The organism is Rhodoblastus sp., assembly GCF_041915505.1.
In the GTDB taxonomy this organism is placed as follows: Bacteria; Pseudomonadota; Alphaproteobacteria; order Rhizobiales; family Beijerinckiaceae; genus Rhodoblastus.
Genome location: NZ_JAYSBG010000003.1, coordinates 1 through 25,890, shown reverse-complemented (window position 1 = coordinate 25,890; position 25,890 = coordinate 1). Strand labels below are relative to the sequence as shown.

Below are 25,890 nucleotides of genomic sequence, written 5' to 3'. Positions count from 1 at the left end.
CGCGCGGAAGCGCCGGGAATCGCGGGGCGATCTCGCTGCAAAGTTAGCGTGAAGCCGGTGAAAAAGCGAGCGGCCGCCGGCTCGACTGCGTTCAGCTCTTGTTCTGCGGCAGGATCACGACGAGATCGCTCTTGCCGACGCGATTGAGCAGGTTGCGCGACTCCTCGTCGAGCAGGTCGCGATCGACCACCGGGCCGCGCAGCAGATCGACGCGGCGACGCCATTCCGCCTCTTCGGCGCGCACCACTTTCAGCTTGGCTTCGATCTCGGCCATTTCCCGCCGGGTTTCGAGATCGGCCGCGATGCCGCGCTCGCCGTGGAAGGCGTGCCATACGAAGAAGCCGCCGACCACGCCGGAGAAGACGTAGAACAGCAGCGGAATGAAAATGGCGGCGAAGCGCGTGCGGACGACCATGGCCGCAGCATCGCCCTGAAAGGTTAGGTCACGGTTAACGGAGCGGAAACGCGAAGGCTGGCGCCGGAATTGAAGCCTGTTAGCCAAAGCCGCCGCTTCGTTTCATTTTGACACGAAACAGCGGTCCCCGAAGCCAAATTGGGACCACGACCATGCCCAGCCTGGGATTCTCGATCGAACATAATTTCACCCGCCGTCGCGCGCCCCGCCGTCGCGGCGTCGGCGGCCGGCTCCATGAAGTCGACGCCCTCATCGCGCAGGAAGAGCTTCGTCCCTCCTCGCTCCGGCTCGTCGTCGGCATGATCGCCCTTGGCGCCGCCGTCGGCGCCGGACTGGCCTATTCCGGCGCGCTCGGCGCCCTGTTCCACAGCCTCGCCGGCTGGCTCTGACGCGCCTCAGCCCGATCCGAGCCGCCACGCGCCGAAAGCGAGCGACAGCAGCGCCGACGGAAGGCCGACGACCAGAAAATCGCGGAAGGTCAGCGGCGCGCCGGCGCGGCGCGCGATTTCCGCGACAATGAGATTGGCCGCCGAGCCGAGCAAGGTGAGGTTGCCGGCGAGCGTCGAGGCCATGGCGACGACGAGCCATTTTTCCTGCGGCATTTGCGCGACGAAAGGCTTCAGCGCCAGCACCGCCGGGACATTGCTGACCAGATTGGACAAGGCGGCAGTGACCGCCGTGAGCAGCCAAACGTTGTCCAGCCCCCAGCCCTGCGCGCGGCGCAACAGGTCCGGCGTCAGAAAGGCCTTTTCGCCCGCCGCCGCGACGACGAACAGGCCGGCGAACATCAGCAGCAAGCCGCCATCGATGCGGCGATAGACCTTTTCCGGTTTGATCGCGCGCGTCAGCAACAACAGGCTCGCGCCGGCCAAGGCGGCTTCCGGCGCCGGCACGCCGAAAAAGAACGCGACCACCACGCCGAGAGCCGTCAGCGCCGCGCGCGCCGTCAGGCTTTTGTGCGCCCGCGCCGGGCCAATATCGGGCGCGCCGGACGGCCTTTCACGCAAAGCCTTGCGGTGGAGGACGGCGACGAAGACGAAAACCAGCAGCAGCGCCACGGCGGCGACCGGCGCGAGCGCGGCGGCGAAGATCCCGTAAGGAATCCGCGACGCCTCGCCGATGATCATGTTCTGCGGATTGCCAGTGATGGTGGCGACGCCGCCGGCATTGGAGGCGAGCGCGGTCGCCAGCAGATGAGGCTTCGGGTCGAGCCGCAGCGCCCGCGTCACGCGCAGGACCAGCGGCGCCATCACGAGGCATACGGCGTCATTGACCAGAAAGGCCGAAAACAGCCCGGTGACCGCGACCACGCCGGCGAGCAGAGCCCATTGCGAATGGGCCCGCCGGGCGGCGAACAGAGCGGCGGCGCGGAAGAAGCCGGCCAGCTCCAGTTCGGCGACAATGGCCATCATGCCGAACAGCAGCGCCAGGGCGCCGAGGTCGATGGATTTGAAAGCAGCGTCGAGCGAGAGGCCGCCGCAGACGACCATGGCGGTCGCGCCGACCAGTGCGATGCCGGCGCGGTCGAGCCTCGTGAAGGGTAGCCGCCCCAGCGCGACGCCGCAATAGGTCGCGAGAAAAATGAGTGCGACGATGGCTGTGGGCAGGGTCACGCTTCGGCGGCCACGAGGGACGCGGCGGCCAAACCGCCCGCGTCCCGTTCAGGAAATCAGGCCAGAGCCTTGAGGGCGGCGCGGCCGGCATAGATCGCCTGCTTGCCCAATTCTTCCTCGATGCGGATGAGCTGGTTGTATTTCGCCAGCCGGTCCGAACGGGCGAGCGAGCCGGTCTTGATCTGCCCGCAATTGGTCGCGACGGCGAGGTCGGCGATGGTGGAATCCTCGGTCTCGCCCGAGCGATGCGACATGACGGCCGTATAGCCGGCGCGCTGCGCCATATCGACAGCGTTGAGCGTTTCGGTCAGCGAGCCGATCTGGTTGACCTTGATCAAGATAGAATTCGCGACGCCCTTCTTGATGCCGTCGGCGAGGCGCGTGACATTGGTGACGAACAGATCGTCGCCGACGAGCTGAACCTTCTTGCCGATCAGGTCGGTGGCGATCTTCCAGCCTTCCCAGTCGTCTTCCGAATTGCCGTCCTCGATGGTCACGATCGGATAGGCGTCGCAGAGCTTTTTCAGATATTCGGCCTGTTCCTGAATGGAGCGGACCTTACCCTCGCCCTCGTAATGATAGGCGCCATCCTTGAAGAATTCGGTCGAGGCGCAATCGAGGCCGAGCGCGATATCGGCGCCAAGCTTGAAGCCCGCCGTCTCGATGGCCTTGGCGACGAAATCGAGCGCTGCTTCCGCTGACGGCAGGTTGGGGGCGAAGCCGCCTTCATCGCCGACATTGGTGTTGTGGCCGGCCTTCTTGAGCGCGGATTTCAGGCCATGGAACACTTCGGCGCCCCAGCGCACCGCTTCCTTCAGGCTATCGGCGCCAACCGGCAGGATCATGAATTCCTGGAAGTCGATCGGATTGTCGGCATGGACGCCGCCGTTGATGATGTTCATCATCGGGGTCGGCAGCACGCGGGCCTGGGTGCCCCCGACATAACGGTAAAGCGGCAGTTTGGCGGCGTCGGCGGCGGCCTTGGCGGTGGCGAGCGAGACGCCGAGAATGGCGTTGGCGCCGAGCCGCGCCTTGTTCGGCGTGCCGTCGAGTTCGATCATGGCTTCGTCGATGCCGACCTGATCCTCGGCGTCGAGGCCGGAAATGGCGTCGAAAATCTCGCCATTGACCGATTCGACCGCCTTAAGCACGCCCTTGCCGAGATAACGGGCCTTGTCGCCGTCGCGCAGTTCGACCGCCTCATGGGCGCCGGTCGAGGCGCCAGAGGGCACGGCGGCGCGGCCGAACGAGCCGTCTTCAAGGGTCACATCGACCTCGACCGTGGGATTGCCGCGCGAATCGAGAATTTCACGGGCGACAATGTCGATAATCTCAGTCATGGCTTTCCCCTCGCGCGGCGGCTCGATTCATAGTCGCGGGCCTTCTACGCCGGATGGATGAAATAAAAAAGATGGCCTTTGGCCGAAGCGGCAGATTCCCTCCCCTTCATGGGGAGGGTGGCCGCGCGGCGGCCGGGTGGGGCGATCCCTCCCCCTTGTGGGGAGGGTGGCGAGCGAACGCGAGCCGGGTGGGGCGCGCCAGCCGGGCAAGGAAATGACATGGCCAACGAACAAGCCCGCCACTTGCGCAAGACCATGACCCCGCAGGAAATCAAGCTCTGGTCCCGCCTGCGGCTGCTGCGGCCTCAGGGCCTGCATTTCCGACGGCAGGCGCCGTTGAAAGGCTATATTCTGGATTTCGTGTGCTTCGACCGCCGCCTGATCGTCGAAATCGACGGCGCGCAACATGGCGAACGCGCGCAAATCAGCCATGACGCCCGACGCGACGCCGTTTTCGCCGCCGAGGGCTTTATGACCTTGCGTTTCTGGAATAATGACGTCGACAGAAACCTGGACAGCGTGATCGACACCATTTTCGCCCGCGCGATGGAGCGGCCCCCCACCCGGCCGCTGCGCGGCCACCCTCCCCACAAGGGGGAGGGATAAAGCGGCAAAACCGACCGCGCCCTGCGGAACGGGAATCCCGCCCATTCATGGGGAAGTTGGCCGCGCAGCCGCCCGGTGGGGCTCCCTCCCCCTCGTGGGGAGGGTGGCGAGCGAAAGCGAGCCGGGTGGGGCCCAGCACAAAAGGAATTCCGATGGTCCAAACCCACGACGGCGCCGGCATGCTCGGCGCGCAGACCAAGACCCCGCAAAGCCCCGACGAGGCCGTGCTGGACCGCGTGCCCAATCCGCACCCGGATGTGGATTATCTCGCGCGCTTCACCCAGCCGGAATTCACTTCGCTGTGCCCGGTCACCGGCCAGCCCGATTTCGCTCATCTTGTGATCGATTATGTTCCGGACAAATGGCTTGTTGAGTCAAAGGCTTTAAAGCTTTATCTCACCTCCTTTCGCAACCATGGCGCCTTTCACGAAGCCTGCACGATCCGCATCGCCAAGGATCTTGTCGCGGCGTTGAGCCCGCGCTGGCTGCGTATCGGCGGCTATTGGTATCCGCGCGGCGGCATGCCTATCGACGTATTCTGGCAGACCGGCGAGCCGCCCAAGGGCCTGTGGATTCCCGATCAGGGCGTCGCAAGCTATCGCGGGCGGGGCTAATGGCTATAATGCCGTCAGCCGGGCGGGATAACACGGGCGCATGCCCGCGGTTCCCAACCCCCGGCCGCCGTTTCCCCGTCAAAGGAAATCGGCTGAGCGGCCGAGACATTGGTGCGCCAGCTATACGCTGCGAGGGAGTACCGCCCCTCCGGCCGCTCGAAAATTCTTCGTCGCCGCGCCGCATTGTCCGCCACGAGCGCCGCCGATAAGCTCTCGCCGGCGGGAGCGCGATTCATGAACCAGATTTTGATTCAGGATTATTTCAACGAAATCGACCGCCTGAAAAAATTCTCCGGCTCCGTCACCGAAGGCGTCATTTCCGAAGCCTTCAAGGACCTGCTGAAGGCCTGCGCCCGCCGCGCCAATCTCGTCTTCGTGCCCCAATACGAATTTCTGTCGCCGCAGAAGAACCGCATCCGGCCCGACGGAACCATCCTGCACGACCTGCGCGTGCCGCTCGGCTATTGGGAGGCCAAGGACACCGCCGACGATCTCGACGAGGAAATCCGGAAAAAACTCGCCAAGGGCTATCCGCAGGACAATATCGTTTTCGAGAATTCCGAAACCGCCGTCCTGATCCAGAACCGTCAGGAGGTCATGCGCTGCGACATGCGCGATGTCGAGCGCCTCGGCAAGCTGGTCTCGCTGTTCTTCGGCTATGAGCGGCAGGAAATCGCGGATTTCCGCAAGGCGGTCGCGCAATTTTCGCAGGACCTGCCCGCCGTGCTGGGCGCCCTGCGCGAGAAGATCGACGCCGCTTACGGCGCCAACGCCCCCTTCATCCAGGCGGCGGCGAAATTCCTCGCCCTCGCCCGCCAGACCATCAATCCTTCGGTCTCGGAAGCCGATGTCCGGGAAATGCTGATCCAGCATATCCTGACCGAGGAAATTTTCGACCATGTCTTCAACGACGGCGATTTCCACCGCGAGAACAATATCGCCAAGGAACTCTATGCGCTGGAGGCCAAATTCTTCACCGGATCGGTCAAGCGCGAAACCCTGAAGGCGCTGGAGCCCTATTACGCCGCCATCCGCGCCAATGCGGCGCAGATTTCGAGCCATTCCGAGAAACAGGCCTTTCTCAAGCTGATCTACGAGCGGTTCTACAAGGTCTATAACCCCAAGGCCGCCGACCGGCTCGGCGTGGTCTATACGCCCAATGAGATCGTGAAATTCATGATCGAGGGCGCCGACTGGCTCTGCCAGAAACATTTCAAGAAGACGCTGATCGACCGCGACGTCGAGATTCTGGACCCCGCGACCGGCACGGGAACCTTCATCTGCGAATTGCTGGAGCATTTTCGCGGCCAGCCGGAAAAACTGGCGCACAAGTACAAGGAAGAGCTGCACGCCAATGAAGTGGCGATCCTGCCCTATTATGTCGCCAATCTGAACATCGAGGCGACCTATGCCGCGATCACCGGCCAGTTCGCCGAATATCCCAATCTCTGCTTCGTCGATACGCTCGACAATGTGACGGCGCTGGGCGTGAAAACCGGCCAGCATGTCGGCGATCTGTTCGGCGCGCTTTCGGACGAGAATGTCGAGCGCATCAAGCGCCAGAACCGGCGCAAGATTTCGGTCGTCATCGGCAACCCACCCTACAATGCTTGGCAAGAAAACTTTAACATGCGGAATCCGAACCGCGCATATAGTCGCATCGATGAACGCATAGCGGACACATATATCAAAGCAAGCGACGCTCAGAACCAGATCGCCGTATACGATATGTATGTCCGCTTTTTTCGGTGGGCGTCGGATCGTATGCACGACGACGGGATTTTGGCTTTTGTTTGCAATAACAGCTTCATCGAAGCGAGAACATACGACGGGTTTCGGAAACTTGCGTCGGAAGAATTTCATGAAATATGGCTAATAAATCTCAAAGGAAACGCAAGGACTAGCGGTGAGCAACGTAGGCGCGAGGGTGGAAACGTATTCGAGGATAAAATCCGCGTTGGAATCGCCATCAGCTTTTTTGTAAAGAAGCGCAAGGCACGAGGATGCACAATACATTATCAGGCTGTTAATGATTATAACTCAAGTGACGATAAGATTCTATTTTTACGTCAGCGGCTTTCTGAACGGAAATTCACGCCTGTAGCTCCAGATGCAAAACATAACTGGCTAGGCCAATGTGATAATGATTGGAACCTGCTCGTTCCCGCAGCCGCCAAAGCAACAAAAGAAGCACGGTCGGCATCCAAAGAGCACGCAATTTTCAAGATTTTCTCGCGGGGTCTTGGTACTTTTCGCGACGAATGGGTTTACGATTTTAGCAAAGAAATGCTCGAAAAAAAGATGCAGTTCTTTTGCGAAATATACGAAGCGGCGCGTCAGGGCGTTAGAAACCGTGACGAAATAAAATGGGATCGAGAACTCGAAAAATATCGTTCAGCATCTGTCAAGAAAACATTTGAAGAGACAAAAATTTGCGTAGCCGATTATCGACCCTTTCAAACCGCATATTTATACCGCGATCGACATTTCAATGGGATGAATTACCTAAATCAACACTTATGGCCAAGCGCCGACGTAGGTAATCGGGCAATTACGCTTATGGGTGACTCGAGTGGCAAACCATACTTTGCGTTTGCTGTCCGTCGTATTCCCGACCTCAATTTCGTGAGCCCGGCGTCAGGCGGAACACAGCAACTTCCCCGCTACCGCTACACCCCCGAAGGCGAGCGGATCGACAACATCACCGATTGGGCGCTGAAACAATTCCGCGCCCATTACGCCAAGGCCGCAGCCCTCCCTCCCCTTCATGGGGAGGGTGGCCGCGAAGCGGACGGGTGGGGCGCGCCCGGCGCTGCGGCCGCCCCCTCATCCGGTCCTTCGGACCACCTTCTCCCACCACAGGGCGTTCGTGAGGACGCCCGTCTTTCGACGGGCTATAGGGAGAAGGGAAAACGCGGCAAGGCTCGTCCGGCGGACCAGATCACCAGGGACGACATCTTCCATTACGTCTATGGCGTGCTGCACGATCCCGTCTATCGCGAAAAATATGCCCTGAACCTCAAACGCGAATTTCCGCGCATTCCCTTCTATCCCGATTTCCGCCAATGGGCGGCCTGGGGCGAAAGGCTGATGGCCCTGCATATCGGCTATGAGACCGTCGAGCCCTGGCCGATCCAGCGCCACGACATCCCCGACGAAAAGGCCCGCGCCGCCGGCGTGGCGCCGAAATGCGTCCTGAAATCCGACGGCGTGGGAACCATCCGCATCGACAGCGAAACCAGCCTGTCCGGCATCCCGCCCGCCGCCTTCGCCTATCGCCTCGGCAACCGCTCCGGCCTCGACTGGATTCTCGACCAGTACAAGGAGAAAAAGCCGAAGGACCCGACCATCCGCGAGAAGTTCAACACCTATCGCTTCGCCGATTACAAGGAAAAGGTCATCGACCTCATCGCCCGCGTCACCCGCGTCTCTGTCGAAACGATGGAAATCGTCGAGGCGATGAAAAGCGCCGCGCGCTGAGGCGCGATCCAATAACCGGCGTCCTCTTTTTCGCGCGCTGCTTTTGGAAAGTTTCATGGCTGACGAAGAGGTTTTTCCCGGCAAGCTGGTTTGCGTCATGGGCGAAAATGGCGCTTCCGGCGCCTGGAATCGGAAATATGAGGACTGCGACGCAGGCGCCCTGCCGATCAGCCCCGCCCTGCGCGAACGCCTCGAAGCCTGGTGCGGCGGATATGGCGATATCGAGGAGATCGAATTCGAACAGGGGTGCGCCGACTGGGGGCCTTATGCCGCCGAGGGACTCGCCATCGCGCGCGCGGTGAAGGCCGAGTTGCGCGATTGGACCGTGTTCTACTACGATGAAGCAAAGGCGCGCATGAAGCCGCCTGAAACAGCGCGTTATGAAATCCTCGATTGAAGCGAAGCGACAGGATTGACGACGCTGGGCCGCGGTCCATGCGGGGAGCAAAGCGACAAAGCAGAGTCCAGCCTCGCCCGACCCCTCCGCCATTGACTGCTTCGCTCTGCCCGCAATGACGATACAATTTTGAGTTGTGGCGCGACCGACACATTCCAGACCCGTAAAAAATGTGAAAAAGCGCGCGATTTTCGGCCATTTCCGCGCAAATACAGCACGTTTTTGGTCGTTTTGCGCGCGTTTCCATAGGCCACAACCATTCGGTTGTATCGTTCCGGCAAGCCGCGCGCGACCTTCGTTTCACGAGAAAATGGCGTATTTTCAATCGTTTTTGTCCGCCCCTGCGCCGAGATGTTTCACATGGAACATAACAAGAACATTATCGCGACCGAAATCGCCGCCATTTCCACCGCCGCGCGCCGCAAATCGCATCCTTTCCCCGTGACGCGGGGCGCGCAAATCCCTATCTTGTCCCAGTGCCGAAAAAACCCTCCCCCATTCCGAGCCGCGAGGACATCCTCGCCTTTATCGCCCGCGAGACCAAAGCCGCGACGGAGGCCGGCGCAGCGCATCCCGACAAGATCGGCAAGCGGGAGATCGCGCGGGCCTTCGGCATTCGCGGCGACGACAAGATCCTGCTGAAAAAAATCCTGAAGGAACTGGAGCTGGAAGGCGAGATCCAGCGCTCCCGCAAGGGCCTGCACGAGAAAGGCGCCCTGCCCCAGATCGTGCTGGCGGACATCACGACGCGCGACCGCGATGGCGATCTGATTGCCGTGCCTGCCGAATGGGAGGAGGATCTCGGCCCCCTCCCGCGTATCGTCATTTTCGCGCCGAAAAAGCCGCGCTTCGGCGCGCGGCCTGGGGCGCCCGCTGCGGGAATCGGCGACCGCGCTTTGGTGCGCGTCACGCCCACCGGCGAGACGGGCGGCCCGGCCTATTCGGGTCGCGTGGTCAAGCTGCTGTCGCGCGCGGCGAAACGCGTGCTCGGCGTGTTCCGCGAGGACCCGCGCAGCGGCGGCGGCCGCATCGTGCCGGTCGACAAGAAAATGCGCGACAAGGAATTCAAGGTTTCCGAGGCCGACCGGGGCGAGGCCCGCGACGGCGATCTCGTCAGCGTCGAGACCCTTTCGCGCGGGCGGCTCGGCCTGCCGGTCGCGAAAGTGCGCGAAAGACTCGGCTCGATGAACAGCGAGAAGGCCATCAGCCTGATCGCCATCAACACCCACGGCATTCCCGACCTGTTTCGTCCCGAGACCATCGAGGCTTCGGAACATGCCAAGCCCGCGCGCGTCGAGGCGGAGGGCTTTCGCCGCGAAGACTGGCGCTCGCTGCCGCTGATCACCATCGACCCGCCCGACGCCAAGGACCATGACGACGCCGTCCATGCCGCGCCGGACGACGCGCCCGACAATCCCGAGGGCTTTATCGTCACCGTCGCCATCGCCGATGTGAGCTGGTATGTCCGGCCCGGCGGAGCGCTCGACCGCGAGGCTTTGGATCGCGGCAATTCGGTCTATTTCCCGGATCGCGTCGTGCCCATGCTGCCCGAGCGCATTTCCAACGATCTCTGCTCACTGCGCGGCGGCGAAGACCGGCCCGCGCTCGCCTGCCGGATGCGGATCGGCAAGGACGGCCACAAGCTCGATCATTCCTTCCATCGCGTGATGATGCGCTCCGCGGCGAAACTGTCGTACCAGCAGGCGCAGGACGCCATCGACGGGCGCCCCGATGACACGACGAAGCCGCTGCTCGACGAGGTGTTGCGTCCGCTGTGGCGCGCCCACGAGGCCACCAAGATCGCGCGCGAAAAACGCTCGCCGCTCGATCTTGATTTGCCCGAGCGCAAGATCCTGCTGAAAGAGGACGGCACGGTCGATCGCGTGCTGACCCCGCCCCGGCTCGACGCGCATAAATTGATCGAGGAATTCATGATCCTCGCCAATGTCGCGGCCGCCGAGACGCTGGAGGCGGAAAAATCCCATCTGATCTATCGCGCCCACGACGAGCCTTCGGTCGAAAAGCTCAACGCCTTGTCGGAATTTCTCGCCACCATCGGGATCAAGCTCGCCAAGGGGCAGGTGATCAAGCCGACCCAGTTCAACGCGATTCTCGCGAAGGTGCGCGGCACCGAACATGAGAATGTCGTCAACGAGATCGTGTTGCGCACCCAGGCGCAGGCGGAATATGTCGCGGAAAATTACGGCCATTTCGGCCTGCATCTGCGGCGCTACGCCCATTTCACCTCGCCGATCCGCCGCTATGCCGATCTGATCGTGCATCGGGCTCTGGTGCGTGCGCTCGATCTTGGCCCCGGCGGCCTGCCCGAAATGGGCCGCGAACATCTGGGCGAAATCGCCGCGCGCATTTCCGCCGCCGAGCGCCGCGCCATGGCCGCCGAGCGCGAGACGACCGACCGGCTGATCGCAACCTTTCTCGCCGACAAGATCGGAGCCAGTTTCACCGGCCGCATCGCCGGCGTCACCCCCGCCGGCCTGTTCGTGAAGCTCGCCGATACCGGCGCCGACGGCTTCGTCCCCGCCGCCACACTGGGCAATGATTATTTCCGCTTCGAGGAAGCCTATCACGCCCTGGTCGGCTCGCGTTCCGGCGAAACCTATCAGCTCGGCGACGCGGTCGAAGTCCGGCTGGTCGAGGCCGCGCCTTTCGCCGGCGCTTTGCGCTTCGAAATGTTGAGCGACGGCAAGCCGCGCGTTGGCCGCGCCAGCGCGATCAAGGCAAAGGTTTCGCGCACGCGCGCCGCCAAAACCGCGGCCAAAACCTCAAGACGGCGGCAACGCGCATGAGCTCCACGCAACACGAAATCGCCCTACCCGAACGGCCGGTCTGGCCGGCGCTGAAACGCGGCATGGCCTCGCGCTGCCCCGCCTGCGGCAAGGGCAAGCTTTATTACGCCTATCTCAAGGTCAATGATTATTGCCCTGCTTGCGGCGAGGCCTTGTTCCACCAGCGCGCCGACGACATGCCGCCCTATGTCACCATGGTCATCGTCGGCCATTTCGTGGTGGCGGGAATCATCGCCGGCCAGGATTTTTTTCCCAACCTGCCCGACTGGCCGCAAATGGTGTTCTGGCCCGTCGTCGCGCTGCTGATGAGCCTGTGGCTGCTGCCCGGCGTCAAGGGCGCGCTGATCGCTTATCAATGGGCCTTGCGCATGCACGGCTTTGGCGGTGAGACGGCGGACGACCCGGGCGTCGCCGGAGGCGCCCGTTGAGCGAGGCGAAATCACGGGCCGTCAAGCCGCGCGACGCGGCGGCCCTGATCCTGATCGACGGGATGGGCGGGAAAAACCCAAAAATCCTGCTCGGCAAGCGCCACGCGGCGCTGCGCTTCATGCCGAACAAATATGTCTTTCCCGGCGGCCGGCTGGAGCCCGGCGACCGCCGCATGAACATCGCCGGACCGCTCGACGCGCGCGTCGAGGCCCGCCTGCTCAAGGGCCGCCAGGGAACGCGCGACCGCGACGATCCGGGTTTCGCGCGCGCCCTCGCGCTGGCCGCGATCCGGGAGACCTTCGAGGAGACCGGCCACGCCGTCGGAACCGGCGATTATGGCGGCCCCGAAAAGCCGCCCGCCGTCTGGCGCGCCTATGCCGAGTTCCATTGCCTGCCCGACCTGCAGGAGCTGCATTTCATCGCGCGCGCCATCACCCCGCCGATGCGGCCGAAACGATTTGATACACGTTTTTTCGCGCTCGACGCCCGCGCCGTGACGGCCCGTCTCGACGGCGTCGCCCATGCCGACGCGGAACTGGTCGAACTGGTCTGGATCGGCCTGGACCAGACCGAGACGCTCGACCTGCCGGACGTGACGCGGCAGGTGCTGACGGAACTGCGCGCGCGACTGGCCGCCGGCATGAGCCCTTTCCTGCCGACGCCGTTCTATTATTACAGCCGGGGCAAGTGGCGGCGCGACGAACTCTAGGGAAGCTTCTCCCTTTCGCGCGCTTGCGGCGGGCGAGCAAAGTAAAGGAATTCTGAACAACAAAAATACCAGAAATCTTTTATTAACCAGCGCCTTATCTGACGTTACGTAAAATATGAATCATGCGCCTAACAGCGTATTCAAGGGTGATCGTTTAGCTATATTCGATCCGTACGCTTTCGTTAGGCAGTCCATCCATGCGTGCAACTCAGATCCTGTCGGCCTTCGCCGGCTTCGTCGCCGACCGTCGCGGCAATGTCACCATTCTGAGCGCGGCAATCCTCGCTGGCGTGATCGGCGTCGTCTCGCTTGTGGCTGAATATGGCTTGGCGCTGCAGCGACAACAGCAGGACCAGAGGATCGCCGACGCCGCCGCTTATGCGGCGGCACTCTATTGCACCGCCCACGTATGCAGCCCTACTGTCCCGGCGGCGGCGATCTCGATTGCGCAGAACGTCGCCGCACTGAACGGCGTTCCCTCAACCGGGGTGGCCGTCACCCCGACCACATCGCCAGCAGATTCGACCAAATCGGCGCTCATGGTTACCGTCACGACCAGCGCGCCGCTCTTCCTGGCTGAGGTCCTCGCCGGCAGTTCCAACAAGTCCCTGACCACTCAAGGCGTCAGCTACGCACAGTTCGGCGGCGGGATCCCGGCCTGCATCACGACCCTTTCCTCGTCCACCGGCGTCACGCTGAGTGGCGGCACGTCGATTTCCGCGCCGCAATGCGGCGTGTCCTCTAACGCATCGCTTACCGTGCCCTGCGGCACTACGATCACCGCCAAAGGCGTGACCTATGGCGGCGCGACGCCCACGCAAGGCTGTAACGGCATCACCACCTCGACCCTGACGCATGCCTCGGTGACCGACCCGCTGGCTTCCAGTTCCGGCGTCGTCGCCGCGGAAAACTACATCTCCAATCTGTCGCTGCCGACGCTTTCGGCGCCTGCCGCGCCGACGTCGAGCGGAACCAATGTTTCGTTCTCGCTCAGCTATTATCCGACGACGGCGCAGACCAACGGCGGATGCACCGCGACCTATTCGGGCTCGACCTGGACCATCACCTGCCCGGCGGGCGCTTCCTATAATTTCACGAATCTGACCGTCGGCGGCGGCCAGGCTTTCGCGATCGCGACCTCCGGCTCGGGCACGACCAACTTTACCTTCCAGCAGGACGTCACCAAACAGCTGAGCGGCGGGACGGTCACCTTCGCGTCGGCCAATTATAATTTCATCAGCGGCATGACGGTCAGCGGCAGCGTGACTCTCACCCTCAACAGCGCCGGAACCGTCAATTTCGGCAAGGACGTCTCCATCACCAACGGTCCGACAGCGACGTTCAACGGCGCCGGAGCCTATAATTTCTCCAATGGCCTCACGGTCAGCGGCGGCTCGAACGTCACCTTCGCGAACAACGGAACCTTCAAATTCGGCCAGAGCGCGTCGAAGTGCAGCAGCGAAGGCTATTTCAGCATCTGCGACACGTCGACGATCACCTTCAGCGGAACGAATACCTTTTCGCTCGCCAGCGGCATTTATGTGGGCGGCGGCTCGACCCTCACCATGGGCTCGGGCACGGCCAACAGCTATCAGATCGCCGCGGCTTCCGATGGCAACGCAATCTGGCTGGGCGGCGGCGGAAAAATCGTCCTGGCCGACGCCACCGGCTCTTCGAGCCTGTTCCAGGTCAATGGCAACATCAACGCCGACCAAGGCGGCGGCAGCTGCATGACCCTGCCTGCCGCGACCAACCACGACATCAAAGGCTCGTTCGCGACTGCGGGCGGCACGATCCTCGGTTCCGGAACCTATACGATCACCGGCTATCTCTCCTATGGTAACAACGGCGGCGGCTCGGTCACCTGCAACGGCTATAGCGTCGGCCTGTGGGGCGTTGGCGTCACCATCATCTATGGCGCCTCGACCACGCCGAGCAGCGGCACCTGCAAAAACCTGGCTATCTGCTTCACGGCCGGCTTCAGCAATGTGTATGTCAGCGCGCCGACCAGCGGAACCTATGCCAACCTGCTGTTCGTCGGCCCGTCGTCCACCTCCGGCATCTCTTCGGGCGTGTTGTTCTCCGGCGGCGCCACGGCGAATATGACCGGCGCATTCTACGAGCCGCTCGGAGCCTTCACCATGTCCGGCGGCGCCAGCATCAATTCGACCTCGACGAAGCGCCCCGACGGTGCCACGTGGGCCGGCGGCTGCTTCCAGATTGTTGCGCTGTCCGTCTCAATGTCCGGCGGAACTACCGTCGCCTCGACCTGCATCAGCGGCTCAGGCACAGGCTCCTCGTCCCCTAAACTTGTCATGTGAATCGAGCCCAGGCCAATGACAGCTTCTCCCGTCCCGTCACCCAATGGTCGCAGCCACGGAGCGATCGCTCCTCATAGGAACGGCCGCCTGCGACGGTTCCTTGCGGACGGGAGGGCTGCGTCAATCGTAGAATTCGGGCTGGTAACGCCCATTTTCCTTGCCACGCTCGGCGCCGCCATAGATTTCGGCATGGCGGTGCGAACCAAGTTCCAGCTCGCCAACGCGCTCGCAGCCGCGTCCAATTATACGCTCGCCAACGCGAATTCTGTATCCAGTAGCGGCGCATCGTCGCTCGCCTCGACGCTATCCTCCATCATTTCATCCTCCTATCCGACGGCGAATTGGGCGGGCGCCTCCGTCAACGTCAACAATGGTGCGACGGCCACTGCTGCTGGCGGATGCAGCATGACGCCGACGGGCGTAACGGCCACAAACGCCGATTATTATTATTGCCCAACAGGTTCGGGCGTTTCGGTTACGTGGGGAACGGGCTATACAGTCACGCCGCCAGCTTCACCACCCTCCTGCGGATCCAATGGGACGGTCGCCGGCAAATTCGTGGTGCTTCAGGCGTGCCGGAGCTTCAATTCCATGATTCTTCCGTCCGGAATCATTCCATCCTCAATCACCGCAAGCAGCGTCATACAGGTCCAATGACCCGCCGATTTTCTGTTCTTCTTGCAGCGGCCGGCCGCGACGAGCGCGGCGCCTCAGCCGTGGAATTCGCCATCGTCTGCTTTCCACTGCTTCTGTTCATGTTCGGCATATTGGAGTTCGGGCGCGCGGTCTGGATCGAAGAGGCGTTGCAAAGCACTGCCGCGGCCACCGCCCGTTGCGTCGGACTGAAGGTCGCGGGCGCCACCGGCTGCACCGGCCTAAGCTGTGGCTGCGCCAATTCCAGCGGCTATAGCTCCAGCCTCACCACGACCTACGCCCAGAACGAAGCAAAACAATGGGGCGTGACACTTACGTCGAGCAATATTACTTCCTCGACAACGGCCACGTCCACCTGCCAGACCTCGACCTCCGGCACGTTCGCGCTGGTGAATGTCCAGTACGCGTTCAGCCCAGCGACAACCCTCATCCCCGGCCTCCAAAGCAAGACGCTGTCGGCGCAGGCCTGCTACCCAATGAGCTCCTGATCGGTTTTTTGTTCGGGGGCACGGCGGCTGATCTCCGATCCGGCTGGCGGCCACGGGATCGTCAGCTCCCTAATGCGCCCTACCGGTTTCCATGTTCAGAGCTGGCGCGACGTTCAGCTCCCTGCCGCCGCAAACCGGGCAGATCAGCAGGTCTTCCATCGTCTCCAAGCGGGTGGAAAGCGGCAGGAAATTATAAGGCGCGCGCCAGTTCGCGCCGCAGGAATGGCAGGACGCCTCGATCGCGTCGATAACCAGCAAAGCGAGATCGGCCAGCGTGATCTTGGCGTAAGCAGCGCGGTCCATCGCTCCTCCTTCTCGACATCCTGGGAGGGCGCCCCCCGGCCCCGCTCCACGCCGCCGGCGGATGTTCAATCCGGCGCCCCGCCGCCGGGCGCCTTCGCGACATCGACATGAACGCCCGTCGCGATCTCATAAATCGTCACAGCCCCACCCGAGGCTTGCGCCGCCGTGTCGCCGGCGATTTCAAGCGCGGTTTCGAAACTCGCGGCCACGCCGATCGGGCGGCCGTCGCGGCAGACCAGATAGCGCGGCGGCCCGGACGAAAAGCTCTTCTTACGATTCTCTTTCATTCTGCAAGAGGCGCCCCGCGAGCCGGACGATGACCGGCGTCTCGTCCAATGACCATATCGGCTTGGCCCGCGCATTCCCCAAATGAGGCAGGGTCGGCCGCAACCGCAGCCGACCTTTTATCCGCCGCCGATTCGTGGCCTATAGGCGGCATGTTCTCCCAATTCGATTCGCAGACCCGGAAGCGGCTGGCCGCGGCCATTTCCTGCATTTCCATCGTCGGGATCGGCCTGTCGCTGGTCATTCCGCTGCTGGCGCTGCGGCTGGAGGCCGCCGGCTTCCCCGGCCACACCAATGGCCTGCATATCGCCATCACCGGCCTCGCCACTTTGGCCGGCGCGCCGCTGACGCCCTGGCTCGCGCGCCGACTCGGGGTGCGCCCCCTGCTGTTCGGGGCCATTGCGCTCGGCATTGCGGCGATGATGGGCTTCGCCTTCTGCGCGGATTACCAGCTCTGGCTGCTGATTCGCATCGCTTTCGGCCTGTCGCTGACCATTATTTTCGTCGTCAGCGAATATTGGATCAGCGCGGCGGCGCCGCCCGCGCAGCGGGGATTCGTGCTCGGGCTTTACGCCACCGTGCTGGCGCTGGGCTTCGCCATCGGCCCCGCTCTGCTCAGCCTGACGGGGGCGCAGGGCCTGCCGCCCTTCTTCGCGGCCGCCGGCCTGATCGCCGCCGCCGCCATCCCGGTCGCGCTGGCCGGCGCGGAAGGCGCGGTGACGATGGAAGGGCCGGCGCGCCCCAATCTGCGCAGGATTTTCATCGCCTCGCCGGTCGCGCTCTGCGCGGCGCTGCTCTATGGCGCGATCGAGACCGGGCTGAACGGCCTGCTCCCGGTCTTCGGCCTGCGCTCGGGATTTTCCCAGAGCTGGTCGACCTTCCAGCTCTCGCTGGTCGCGCTCGGCAATGTGGTTTTCCCGATTCCGATCGGGCTCGTCGCGGACCGCCTGAACAAGACCTGGATGCTGGCCTTTTTCGCTCTGTTCGGCCTCGCCGGCGCGCTGGCCTTGCCGGCTCTGGCCTCGGACCGCTCGACTTATGCGGCGGCGCTTTTCATCTGGGGCGGCGTGATCGGCGGGCTCTATCCGGTCGGCCTGGCGATTCTAAGCGAAAGATTCCGCGGCGCGGAGCTGGGCTCGGCCAATGCCGCCTATATCATGATGTATTCGCTCGGCATGATGATCGGCCCGCCGACGCTGGGCTTCGGCATCGACCTCGCCTCGCCGCGCGGCATGTTCGACGCGCTCGCCGTGTTGTTCCTGGCCTATCTCGCCTTTGTCGTGACACGCGGGGCGCCGTCGAGCGCGCGCCGGCGCAGCCGCGCTTGACAAAAGCGGTTCAGCGCGTATGGTGCCCGCGAGTTTGGGCCGGAGCGATCCGGCCCCTTTTGTTCCGTCGCTGGCCTCCGTCCGATGTTCCGGATGCGGCGCCTGTTTCGCATGCAAGGTTTACATCCATGGCCAAGGCCGCCACGATCAAGATCAAGCTGCTGTCGACCGCCGACACCGGCTATTTCTACGTCACCAAGAAGAACGCCCGCACCAAGACCGACAAGCTGGCGTTCAAGAAATATGACCCGGTCGCGCGCAAGCACGTCGAGTTCAAGGAAACCAAGATCAAGTAAGACTTGAACTTGTCCTTTCAAAGCCGCCTTCGGGCGGCTTTTTTTTGTTTCAAGCCTCGAAGCCCTCGAAAATGATCTGGTCGGCATGGCGGCGGGCCAAAGCCGCCTGTTCCTCCGAACGAATCGTCCAGGTCAGCACCGGGGTTGGCGCGCAGGCGCGGGCGAAGGCGGTCAGCGGCGCGGGCAGATCGGCCGCCCGCCACGACAGGAAATCGGGCCTGGTTTCGGCGGCATGGGTGAAGCGGGTGATCGCGCGCCATTGGCTCGGCGTCAGGCACAGGAACTCCTCCTCGTCATAATCGCTCTGCGCGACGATGCCGAGCGGCCAGGGCGAATCGAGAGCGCGCAGCGCCGCGATCAGCGCCGGATCGAAGCTTTTCAGCGCAACTGCGCCCGAATAGCCGCCGAGCGCCGCCGCCACGGCGGCCGACAAGGCGAGATCGCCGGAAAAATCGCTTTTCAATTCGAGAATCAGGGGCGTGGCGCCGTCGACGGTCGCCAGCAATTGGCGCAGCGTCGGAATGGTTTCATGGCTGTCGCCCAGCCGAATTTTCTTCAATTGGGCGCAGGGCCGCGCGCCAAAATCGCCGTCCTCGTCCGTCAGGCGCTCCAGCGTATCGTTGTGAAAGACAAAAACCTCGCCATCATGGGACAGTCGGAGGTCGGCCTCGATGGCATAGCCGCGCGCGACCGCCGCGCGGGCGGCGCCCAGGCTGTTCTCGACCAGACCGCCCGCCGCGTCATGCAGGCCGCGATGCGCGATCGGCCGCGCGACCAGCCAGGCCGGGTCGGGGCGGCGCTCGGGCTTCATGGCGCGATTTCAAAAATGGCTTCGACCTCGACGCAGGCGCCGAGCGGCAATTGCGCCACGCCAATGGTCGAGCGGGCATGCGCGCCGATCGCTCCGAGGGCGGCGCCGACGAGATCCGACGCCCCGTTCATCACCGCCGCGAGGCGGATGAAATCAGGCGCGCAATGGATGAAGCCGCCGAGCCGGACGCAACGGCCGATCCGACCGAGATCGCCCAGCGCGACCTTGGCCTGGGCGAGGCAATTCAGCGCCGACAGCTCCGCGGCCCGCGCGGCCTCGACTTCAGACACCTCGGCGCCGACCTTGCCGACATGGCCGGGCGCGAGGGCGCCGTCGCCGCCGAACGGCAATTGGCCGGAAACGAACAGGCAGCCGCCGCTCGCCACGGCGGGAACGTAATTGGCGATCGGCGCCGCCGGCTGCGGCAACGTGAAGCCGAGCGCCTGCAGCCTTTGTTCGATCGCGTCGCCGGTCTGCGTCATGGCCTCGTCCTTCCTGATCCTCTTCATCCTAGTTTCGCCACAGGCTTCCAGCAAGGTCGGTGAAAAGCTAGAGTTTCAGCCAACGAATCCTGTCGTGAAGCCTCTTCCATGCGCTTGATCCCCTCTGTTCCCCGCCCCGCGCGCCTTCTCGCGTTTCCTTTGGCGGCAATTTCCCTGGCCGCGCTCGTGAGCGTCGCGGCGCTCGGCCAGCCCGCCGCGCCGGCGCTCGCGCTGGCGAGCCACAAGGCGATCTACGATCTGCGCCTGCTGGAAGGCGCGGGCGCCAAGGCCCCGGCGAGCGCAAATGGCAAGATCGCCTTCGATTTCGGCGCCTCCTGCGAGGGCTACGCCCAGACCCTGCGCCAGGTGCTCGATATCGAGCCCAATGAAGGCGAGCGGCAATTGACCGAGACGCGCTCGACCACGTTCGAAGGCGTCAAGGGCGACGACTTCCGTTTCAACATATCCGGCATTATCGGCAGGGGCGTCGATGTCGACGGCCATGCCGCGCGCGGCGCGCGGGGCGTCGCCATCGCTTTGAGCCGGCCCGAGCCATTCCGGTTGGAGACCGGCGGCAACGTGCTGTTTCCGACCCAGCATATCGAACGGGTCATCGCAGCCGCGCGGCGCGGCGAAAAACTGCTGCTCGCCAGGGTCTATGACGCCTCGGACAACGGCCGGAAAATTCAGGATGTCACCACGGTGATCGGCGCGCCGCTGCGAGCGCCCGATCCCGACAGCGGCGCGGCGAACGCCGCCTTGCGCGACCTGACGCGCTGGCCGGTGTCGCTGGCCTATTTCTCGCGCGACAAGCAGGACGGCCTGCCCGATTACGTACTGTCGTTCAATCTCTATGAGAATGGCGTGTCGACGGGACTGAAGCTCGACTATGGCGATTTCGTGCTGACCGGCGAACTGACGCGGATCGAATTTCCGCCCGCCTCGAAATGCCGCCGCTGACGAGCCGCTCCGAGCCTCAGGCGCGGCGCGCTTCGACCCGCCCGTCCGAACGGAATCGCGCGATCACATTCGCGACCTCGGCCTCGTCGACGGGGCGGCCGAACAGATAGCCTTGAACGAAGGTGCAGCCGAAGGCGCGCAGCAGGTCGAACTGCTCGGCCGTTTCGACGCCCTCGGTCACGCAATTGAGCTTCAGATTCGAGCACAATCCGATCATCGAGCGGACGATATCGCGCGCCACCGCGCTGACATGCATTTCCTGCACGAAGCTGCGGTCGATTTTGATCATGTCCAGCGGCAGGCGATGAACATAAGCCAGGCTGGAATAGCCGGTGCCGAAATCGTCGAGCGAAATATTCACGCCCATGGCCTTGAGCTGCGCGATCGCGGCGGAGGCGCGCTCGAAATCGGCGACCAGCGCCGTTTCGGTCACTTCGATATCCAGCCGCGCGGGATCGAATCCGCTGCTCCTGATGAGCATCATCACCTGATTCAGCGCGCGCTGCGACGCCAGGTCGCGAATCGAGATGTTGAAGCTGAGATTGATGCCGGCCGGCCAGTTCCGCGCCGCCAGCAGAGCCTTGCGCAGGCTGGTCCGGGTGATGATGTGAATCAGCTCGCCGGCTTCGGCGACGGGGATGAAGACCTCCGGGCTGACGAGGCCGAGGTCGGGATTGGACCAGCGGGTCAGCGCCTCGAAAGCGACGATCTCCTGCGTTTCGGCGTGCAGCATCGGCTGGAACTGAATCGACAGCTCTTTTTCGAAATCCGCCTTGCGCAGGGCCTGTTCGATCCGGGCGTTCAGCAGCATCTTGCTTTCGTGCTCGGACGAAAACAGCACCGGGCCGCCGCGATGGTTCTGCTTGCCAAAGTAAAGGGCGTAATCGGCGCGCTCATAGAGATGATGCGCGTCCATGGCGTCATGGGGAAAGCGCGCGAAGCCGATCGAGGCGGAAACGCCGGCGTGAACGTCGGCGAAACGCAAAGGCGCGCGGATCGCGGCGCAAACCTGGTCGCCGAGATGAAGGATGTCGGCCTCATCGAAATCGCCGCGGATGAACAGAGCGAATTCGTCGCCGCCCAGGCGCGCGATGGTGGTTTCGCCGCCCGAAAAGGCCTCCAGCCGCGCCGCGCATTCGCGCAACACGCAATCGCCGATCGCATGGCCGTAGAGATCGTTGATCGGCTTGAAGCCGTCGAGATCGATCACGCCCATCACCAGCCTGCCCTGATCGCCCTCCGCGCCAATCGCCCGCTCGAGGCGTTGAAAGAATTCGCGCCGGTTGGGCAGGCCGGTCAGGCTGTCGGTATTGGCGAGCCGCTGGTTTTCGTTGGCCAGCGCGACGGCGCGGACGCGCGCGGCGACCAAGGCTTCGAAATCCCGCGACGAAGCCATCACCATATGGGCGAGGAACAGCCCGACCAGGGTCAGGTCGAGCGCGATGACCGGCGCGTCGACGCCGCCTGTTATGCCAAGGAGCAGCAGAAAACCGGGCATGGAGATGCCGGCGAGCGCGAGCGCCACCCTGGGCAGTTGGGCCAGGATGAAGCTGCAGATGATATTGGTGATGACCACGGTGAAGACGACCTGGCTTCGCAGCAACAAGTCGCCATAAAGAAAGAGCGCGATGGTCCAGGCGGTATAGAGCGCGCCCGAGCCGATGGCGACGACATGCACCGAGCGCAGCATCTCGCGGGCGCGATCGGCGTCATAGATCATTTCACGCCGCCGCCGCCAATAGATCACGCGGGAGATGGCCACGGAAATCAGGACCGCCGGCGCGGCATAGATCAGTTCCGGCGGCGCGACATGCGCGAAGGCGTGGGCGGTGACGATGACATTGAGGCAGATGATGCCGTAAAGCAGCGGCAGATTGGTGATCAGAAGGGCGAGGCGCGCGAGATCGAGTTCGCGTTCGAGGCCGCTCGCCGGCTTCGGCCGCCATTCCTCAAACAAAGACGGCATGACGAACATCAGTGTTCCAAAATGAAATAGGCGGTCGCAGGCCTCGTCGGCGGGAGCCCGAAAGGCGGCAATGGCCTGTCTTATTCCGTGCAGCTTAAGCTTACCTTACGGCGTCCCGCGCAAATGTGCCATTCGGGGGGTTAAGAGCTGGCAAATGGCGCAAAAAAGCCTCCCGCCGGGAAGCGGAAGGCTTTCGTCATGCATAACCATTCGCGAAAAAATTACAGCGGAATATTGTCGTGCTTCTTCCAGGGATTCTCCAGCTCCTTGTTGCGGAGCATGGCGAGCGCCCGCGTCAGCAGCCGGCGCGTGCTGTGGGGCTGGATCACCTCGTCGATATAGCCGCGCTCGGCCGCGACGAACGGCGACAGGAAGCGATCTTCATATTCCTTGGTGCGCTCGGCGATCTTTTCGGGATCGCCCATGTCCTGACGGAAGATGATCTCGACCGCGCCCTTGGCGCCCATCACCGCGATCTGCGCGGTCGGCCAGGCGTAATTGACGTCGCCGCGCAAATGTTTCGAGGCCATGACGTCATAGGCGCCGCCGAAGGCCTTGCGGGTGATGATGGTGATTTTCGGAACCGTCGCCTCGGCATAGGCGAACAGCAGCTTGGCGCCATGCTTGATGAGGCCGCCGTATTCCTGCGCCGTGCCGGGCAGGAAGCCGGGAACGTCGACGAAAGTAACGATCGGAATGTTGAAGGCGTCGCAGAAGCGCACGAAACGGGCGGCCTTGCGCGAGGCGTCGGAATCGAGCACCCCGGCCAGCACCAGAGGCTGGTTGCCGACCACGCCGACGGTGCGGCCGTCGATGCGGCCGAAGCCGATCACGATGTTCTTGGCGTGGGCTTCCTGGATCTCGAAGAAATCGCCCTCGTCGACGACCTTCGCGATCAGCTCCTTGATGTCATAGGGCTTGTTCGGATTGTCCGGGATCAGCGTATCGAGCGACGTGTCGACGCGGTCGCCCTCGTCGAAGCTGGGCCATTCCGGAACCTCGTCGGTATTGGACGAGGGCAGGAAATCGATCAGGCGGCGCATCTGCAGCAGCGCCTCGACGTCATTGTCATAGCCCTTGTCGGCGACCGAGCTCTTGGTGGCGTGGATCGAGGCGCCGCCGAGTTCTTCCGCCGTCACGGTCTCGTTGGTCACGGTCTTCACGACATCCGGGCCGGTGACGAACATATAGCTCGTCTCCTTGACCATGAAGATGAAGTCGGTCATGGCCGGCGAATAGACGTCGCCGCCCGCGCAGGGGCCCATGATGACGGAAATCTGCGGGATGACGCCCGAGGCCAGCACATTGCGCTGGAACACCTCGCCATAGCCGCCGAGCGCGGCCACGCCTTCCTGAATGCGGGCGCCGCCGGCGTCGAAGAGGCCGATGATCGGCGCGCGATTGCGCAAAGCCATGTCCTGGATCTTGGTGATCTTGGCGGCGTGGGTCTCCGACAGCGAGCCGCCAAGCACGGTGAAATCCTTGGCGAAGACATAGACCACGCGGCCGTTGATGGTGCCCCAGCCGGTGACGACGCCGTCGCCGGGGATCTTGTCGCCCTGGTCCATGCCGAAATCGACGCAGCGATGCTGCACGAACATGTCGAATTCCTCGAACGAGCCGTGGTCGAGCAGCAATTCGATGCGTTCGCGCGCGGTCAGCTTGCCGCGATTGTGCTGGGCGTCGATGCGCTTCTGGCCGCCGCCGAGCCGCGCTCCCGCGCGACGCTGGTCGAGGGCTTCGATGATATGTTTCATGGAGATGTCCCGGTCTCTTGGCGGAATGTTCGAGAAGCCGGGAAAGCTCTCTTTGCACTGCGCCGCAAAAAACGTCGACCGGGTTTAGCACGGCTTTTTTATCGCCGGAACCCGCTGCGTGACGAAAGGATGAAATCCATTGGGCTAATGGGTCCCCGGGCGCAAACCCGCATCAGGCCTGCGATTTGCGGATCCGGGCGCGGACCCGCATCAGGGCTTCCACGAGACGGCCGCCGCCGGATCGGGCGTCCGACGCCTCCAGGCGGCGCATGAGGATCGCCGCCCGCGCCTTCAGATCGGTGATCCGCGCCCGCACGGCGGTTTTATAGGGTTCGATGAAGGCGTGGGCGAGGTCGCGCCAATGCACGAGCCAATCGTGGAACCGCGCGAACCAGCCGATCGACAGCAGCTTGGCGCGCGTGAGATCGAACACGAAGGCGATCAGGCCGACGCCGACGAATTTGAGCACGACGAAGGCGAGCAGGCCCGTCAGCCAATGGCCATGCGCGATCTGCCGCACCGCAATAATCTTCAGCGGCTCGACCACCACGACCGGGAGCAGGAACAAAGGCAACGCGCCATAGGGCGGCAGTTTTTCGACCAGCCCGGCGATGAAGCCCTTGAACTCGGTCCACGGGATGAGGCTGAGCGCCCATCGCCCGAGCAGGATCGACTTGTCCCAAAGCCACGCCTCGATCAGGAAGACGATCGCCGCGAGGGTGAGCAAAGCATGCTTGAGGCGGCGATCCATTCAATTGGTCCTGAACAGGGGCGGCGCGTTTTGGCGAGAGATGGGCGCCGGCGGACAGTTTGGAAAGAGGCCTCGCGTCGCAGGGCGCGTCAAAGTCTCAGCCCAGAGCCGCATAAAGCTCATAGGCCGCGCGCATTTCCTTCAGGCGCTCGGCGCGGCGCGCGGCGGCCTCGTCGTCCTCGCCCCACAGGCGCCATTCGTGGTCTTCGTCGACATGGGCGGCGCTCCAGGCGGCGTCGAACCCGAGCGCGCCATGCGCCAAAGCCAGCGCGATCAGAACCGAACCGGTGAGGCTCGTCATGACATGCAGCGCCGTCAGACGCAGCGCCCCGTCCGGCCGCGCCGCCTCGGACGCTACCAGCGCCTCGATCGCGGCCAGCGATTCCGGCGGCTGCGCGACAAAGATCACGCCCTCGGCGCAGATGAAGCGCGCGGCGTGAGAGTCGCGGAAATGATCGAGCACCGGCGTCCAGGCGGCGTCCTGCGCCGCGACAAGGCTGTCCGGCTCGCCCGCGCGATAGCAGACCAGGTCCGAACCCGCGAATTTGGCGATTTCCGCCGCCGTTGCCGCCATTTCGCGCGCCACGCCGTCGAGCGCCGTATTGACCATGCGCGTGATCGGCATGTCGGCGGGGTCGATCAACTCTCCCTGCCGACGCCATTCCTCGGCCACAGCCTCGGCCAGAGCGTGGGTCGGAACGACCAGCGGCGCGCGGGCCGGCGTGCGCAGCGGCTTGTCGTCGAGCGCCACGCCGAAGCCGTCGCCCTCGGGGACGATTCCGACCTCGGCATAGAATTTCTTCGGCAGCGGGCGTTTCATCTCCCGCTGCGCGGCCTTTAACGGATCGCGCTCTCCGGATTCGACGAAAATGCCGCTCAGATCGTCACGCATGCGCTGGACTCGGCCCGAATTCCCTGAGCGCCGCGCGCAAGGCGAAAAAATCCGGCACGATCCGCGCCGCGCCGGCCTTGGTCAGCTTTTCATGGCGGTGATAGCCCCAGCCGACGCCGATCGCATGGGCGCCGACCGCATGAGCCATCGCCATGTCGAAGGTCGTGTCGCCGATCATGCAGGCGT

Annotated in this window: 26 protein-coding genes and 1 pseudogene; 14 read left to right on the top strand and 13 right to left on the bottom strand. The window is 63.5% G+C overall.

The window, feature by feature from the left end:
* Nucleotides 1–91: 91 nt before the first annotated feature.
* Entirely contained in the window at nucleotides 92–415 is a 324-nt protein-coding gene (locus tag ACE3S9_RS00515; protein WP_374544467.1) for a septum formation initiator family protein, read from the bottom strand.
* A gap of 152 nt (nucleotides 416–567) precedes the next feature.
* Between ACE3S9_RS00515 and ACE3S9_RS00510 the strand changes: the two genes are divergently transcribed.
* A complete protein-coding gene (locus ACE3S9_RS00510) occupies nucleotides 568–804 on the top strand; it encodes a hypothetical protein (protein WP_374544466.1) in 237 nt (78 codons plus the stop codon).
* Nucleotides 805–810: 6 nt separating this feature from the next.
* Here ACE3S9_RS00510 and ACE3S9_RS00505 read toward each other — a convergent pair whose 3' ends face one another.
* Nucleotides 811–2,028 (bottom strand): SLC13 family permease, encoded by a 1,218-nt coding sequence (locus ACE3S9_RS00505; protein WP_374544465.1) that lies wholly within the window; start codon nucleotides 2,026–2,028, stop codon nucleotides 811–813.
* A 56-nt stretch (nucleotides 2,029–2,084) separates the two neighbouring features.
* A complete protein-coding gene (gene eno, locus ACE3S9_RS00500) occupies nucleotides 2,085–3,368 on the bottom strand; it encodes a phosphopyruvate hydratase (RefSeq protein ID WP_374544464.1) in 1,284 nt (427 codons plus the stop codon).
* A 219-nt stretch (nucleotides 3,369–3,587) separates the two neighbouring features.
* On the opposite strand from eno, the gene ACE3S9_RS00495 reads away from it, so the two are divergent.
* Complete coding sequence (locus tag ACE3S9_RS00495) at nucleotides 3,588–3,974, top strand: endonuclease domain-containing protein (protein WP_374544463.1); 387 nt, start codon at nucleotides 3,588–3,590, stop codon at nucleotides 3,972–3,974.
* A 152-nt stretch (nucleotides 3,975–4,126) separates the two neighbouring features.
* Entirely contained in the window at nucleotides 4,127–4,588 is a 462-nt protein-coding gene (queF, locus tag ACE3S9_RS00490; protein WP_374544462.1) for a preQ(1) synthase, read from the top strand.
* 120 nt (nucleotides 4,589–4,708) lie between these two features.
* On the opposite strand, the gene ACE3S9_RS00485 is transcribed toward queF, so the two are convergent.
* Nucleotides 4,709–5,290 carry a hypothetical protein gene (locus ACE3S9_RS00485; RefSeq protein WP_374544461.1) on the bottom strand — a complete coding sequence of 194 codons (582 nt, stop codon included), beginning with the start codon at nucleotides 5,288–5,290 and terminating at the stop codon, nucleotides 4,709–4,711.
* On the opposite strand from ACE3S9_RS00485, the gene ACE3S9_RS00480 reads away from it, so the two are divergent.
* From ACE3S9_RS00480 to ACE3S9_RS00445, 8 genes and pseudogenes are all read left to right on the top strand, one after another.
* Nucleotides 5,198–8,068, top strand: coding sequence for a type ISP restriction/modification enzyme (locus ACE3S9_RS00480; RefSeq protein WP_374544460.1), 2,871 nt, complete (start codon nucleotides 5,198–5,200; stop codon nucleotides 8,066–8,068). The two genes, ACE3S9_RS00485 and ACE3S9_RS00480, sit on opposite strands and share 93 nt — an antisense overlap.
* A gap of 55 nt (nucleotides 8,069–8,123) precedes the next feature.
* Nucleotides 8,124–8,465, top strand: a complete 342-nt coding sequence (locus tag ACE3S9_RS00475; protein WP_374544459.1) for a hypothetical protein — start codon at nucleotides 8,124–8,126, stop codon at nucleotides 8,463–8,465.
* Between the two features lie 476 nt (nucleotides 8,466–8,941).
* Entirely contained in the window at nucleotides 8,942–11,272 is a 2,331-nt protein-coding gene (gene rnr, locus ACE3S9_RS00470) for a ribonuclease R (protein ID WP_374544458.1), read from the top strand.
* Nucleotides 11,269–11,700: a DUF983 domain-containing protein gene (locus ACE3S9_RS00465; RefSeq protein ID WP_374544457.1), complete on the top strand. Its 432-nt coding sequence runs from the start codon at nucleotides 11,269–11,271 to the stop codon at nucleotides 11,698–11,700. The genes rnr and ACE3S9_RS00465 overlap by 4 nt, the downstream gene beginning before the upstream one ends.
* Nucleotides 11,697–12,410, top strand: a complete 714-nt coding sequence (locus ACE3S9_RS00460) for an NUDIX hydrolase (protein ID WP_374544456.1) — start codon at nucleotides 11,697–11,699, stop codon at nucleotides 12,408–12,410. The genes ACE3S9_RS00465 and ACE3S9_RS00460 overlap by 4 nt, the downstream gene beginning before the upstream one ends.
* Before the next feature lie 290 nt (nucleotides 12,411–12,700).
* Nucleotides 12,701–14,731, top strand: coding sequence for a beta strand repeat-containing protein (locus ACE3S9_RS00455; protein ID WP_374544455.1), 2,031 nt, complete (start codon nucleotides 12,701–12,703; stop codon nucleotides 14,729–14,731).
* A gap of 15 nt (nucleotides 14,732–14,746) precedes the next feature.
* A pseudogene (locus tag ACE3S9_RS00450) lies at nucleotides 14,747–14,956 on the top strand (TadE/TadG family type IV pilus assembly protein); the annotation flags it as partial.
* A gap of 173 nt (nucleotides 14,957–15,129) precedes the next feature.
* A complete protein-coding gene (locus ACE3S9_RS00445; RefSeq protein WP_374544454.1) occupies nucleotides 15,130–15,873 on the top strand; it encodes a TadE/TadG family type IV pilus assembly protein in 744 nt (247 codons plus the stop codon).
* 69 nt (nucleotides 15,874–15,942) lie between these two features.
* On the opposite strand, the gene ACE3S9_RS00440 is transcribed toward ACE3S9_RS00445, so the two are convergent.
* Together ACE3S9_RS00440 and ACE3S9_RS00435 are read right to left on the bottom strand one after the other, a co-directional pair.
* Nucleotides 15,943–16,176, bottom strand: a complete 234-nt coding sequence (locus ACE3S9_RS00440) for a hypothetical protein (RefSeq protein ID WP_374544453.1) — start codon at nucleotides 16,174–16,176, stop codon at nucleotides 15,943–15,945.
* Nucleotides 16,177–16,241: 65 nt separating this feature from the next.
* A complete protein-coding gene (locus ACE3S9_RS00435; protein ID WP_374544452.1) occupies nucleotides 16,242–16,463 on the bottom strand; it encodes a hypothetical protein in 222 nt (73 codons plus the stop codon).
* A gap of 150 nt (nucleotides 16,464–16,613) precedes the next feature.
* Between ACE3S9_RS00435 and ACE3S9_RS00430 the strand changes: the two genes are divergently transcribed.
* The gene (locus ACE3S9_RS00430; protein WP_374544451.1) at nucleotides 16,614–17,789 is read left to right on the top strand and encodes an MFS transporter; all 1,176 of its coding nucleotides are present in this window, start codon (nucleotides 16,614–16,616) and stop codon (nucleotides 17,787–17,789) included.
* Between the two features lie 128 nt (nucleotides 17,790–17,917).
* Nucleotides 17,918–18,085, top strand: coding sequence for a 50S ribosomal protein L33 (rpmG, locus tag ACE3S9_RS00425; protein WP_243067444.1), 168 nt, complete (start codon nucleotides 17,918–17,920; stop codon nucleotides 18,083–18,085).
* A gap of 49 nt (nucleotides 18,086–18,134) precedes the next feature.
* Here rpmG and ACE3S9_RS00420 read toward each other — a convergent pair whose 3' ends face one another.
* Both ACE3S9_RS00420 and ACE3S9_RS00415 read right to left on the bottom strand, forming a co-directional pair.
* Nucleotides 18,135–18,896, bottom strand: coding sequence for a glycerophosphodiester phosphodiesterase family protein (locus ACE3S9_RS00420; protein ID WP_374544450.1), 762 nt, complete (start codon nucleotides 18,894–18,896; stop codon nucleotides 18,135–18,137).
* A complete protein-coding gene (locus ACE3S9_RS00415; protein ID WP_374544449.1) occupies nucleotides 18,893–19,405 on the bottom strand; it encodes a RidA family protein in 513 nt (170 codons plus the stop codon). Before ACE3S9_RS00415 ends, ACE3S9_RS00420 begins: the two co-directional genes overlap by 4 nt.
* A gap of 132 nt (nucleotides 19,406–19,537) precedes the next feature.
* Between ACE3S9_RS00415 and ACE3S9_RS00410 the strand changes: the two genes are divergently transcribed.
* Nucleotides 19,538–20,338: a cell envelope integrity EipB family protein gene (locus tag ACE3S9_RS00410; protein WP_374544448.1), complete on the top strand. Its 801-nt coding sequence runs from the start codon at nucleotides 19,538–19,540 to the stop codon at nucleotides 20,336–20,338.
* A gap of 16 nt (nucleotides 20,339–20,354) precedes the next feature.
* Here ACE3S9_RS00410 and ACE3S9_RS00405 read toward each other — a convergent pair whose 3' ends face one another.
* From ACE3S9_RS00405 to ACE3S9_RS00385, 5 genes are all read right to left on the bottom strand, one after another.
* Nucleotides 20,355–22,304, bottom strand: coding sequence for a putative bifunctional diguanylate cyclase/phosphodiesterase (locus tag ACE3S9_RS00405; RefSeq protein WP_374544447.1), 1,950 nt, complete (start codon nucleotides 22,302–22,304; stop codon nucleotides 20,355–20,357).
* A gap of 221 nt (nucleotides 22,305–22,525) precedes the next feature.
* Nucleotides 22,526–24,061 (bottom strand): acyl-CoA carboxylase subunit beta, encoded by a 1,536-nt coding sequence (locus tag ACE3S9_RS00400; protein ID WP_374544446.1) that lies wholly within the window; start codon nucleotides 24,059–24,061, stop codon nucleotides 22,526–22,528.
* 172 nt (nucleotides 24,062–24,233) lie between these two features.
* Nucleotides 24,234–24,812, bottom strand: a complete 579-nt coding sequence (locus ACE3S9_RS00395) for a hypothetical protein (RefSeq protein WP_374544445.1) — start codon at nucleotides 24,810–24,812, stop codon at nucleotides 24,234–24,236.
* A gap of 97 nt (nucleotides 24,813–24,909) precedes the next feature.
* On the bottom strand, nucleotides 24,910–25,704 hold the full coding sequence (locus tag ACE3S9_RS00390) for an ATP12 family chaperone protein (protein ID WP_374544444.1): 795 nt from the start codon (nucleotides 25,702–25,704) through the stop codon (nucleotides 24,910–24,912).
* Nucleotides 25,697–25,890 (bottom strand): HAD family hydrolase (locus ACE3S9_RS00385; protein WP_374544443.1); only part of this gene is annotated, 194 nt, incomplete at its 5' end. The genes ACE3S9_RS00385 and ACE3S9_RS00390, both read right to left, overlap by 8 nt.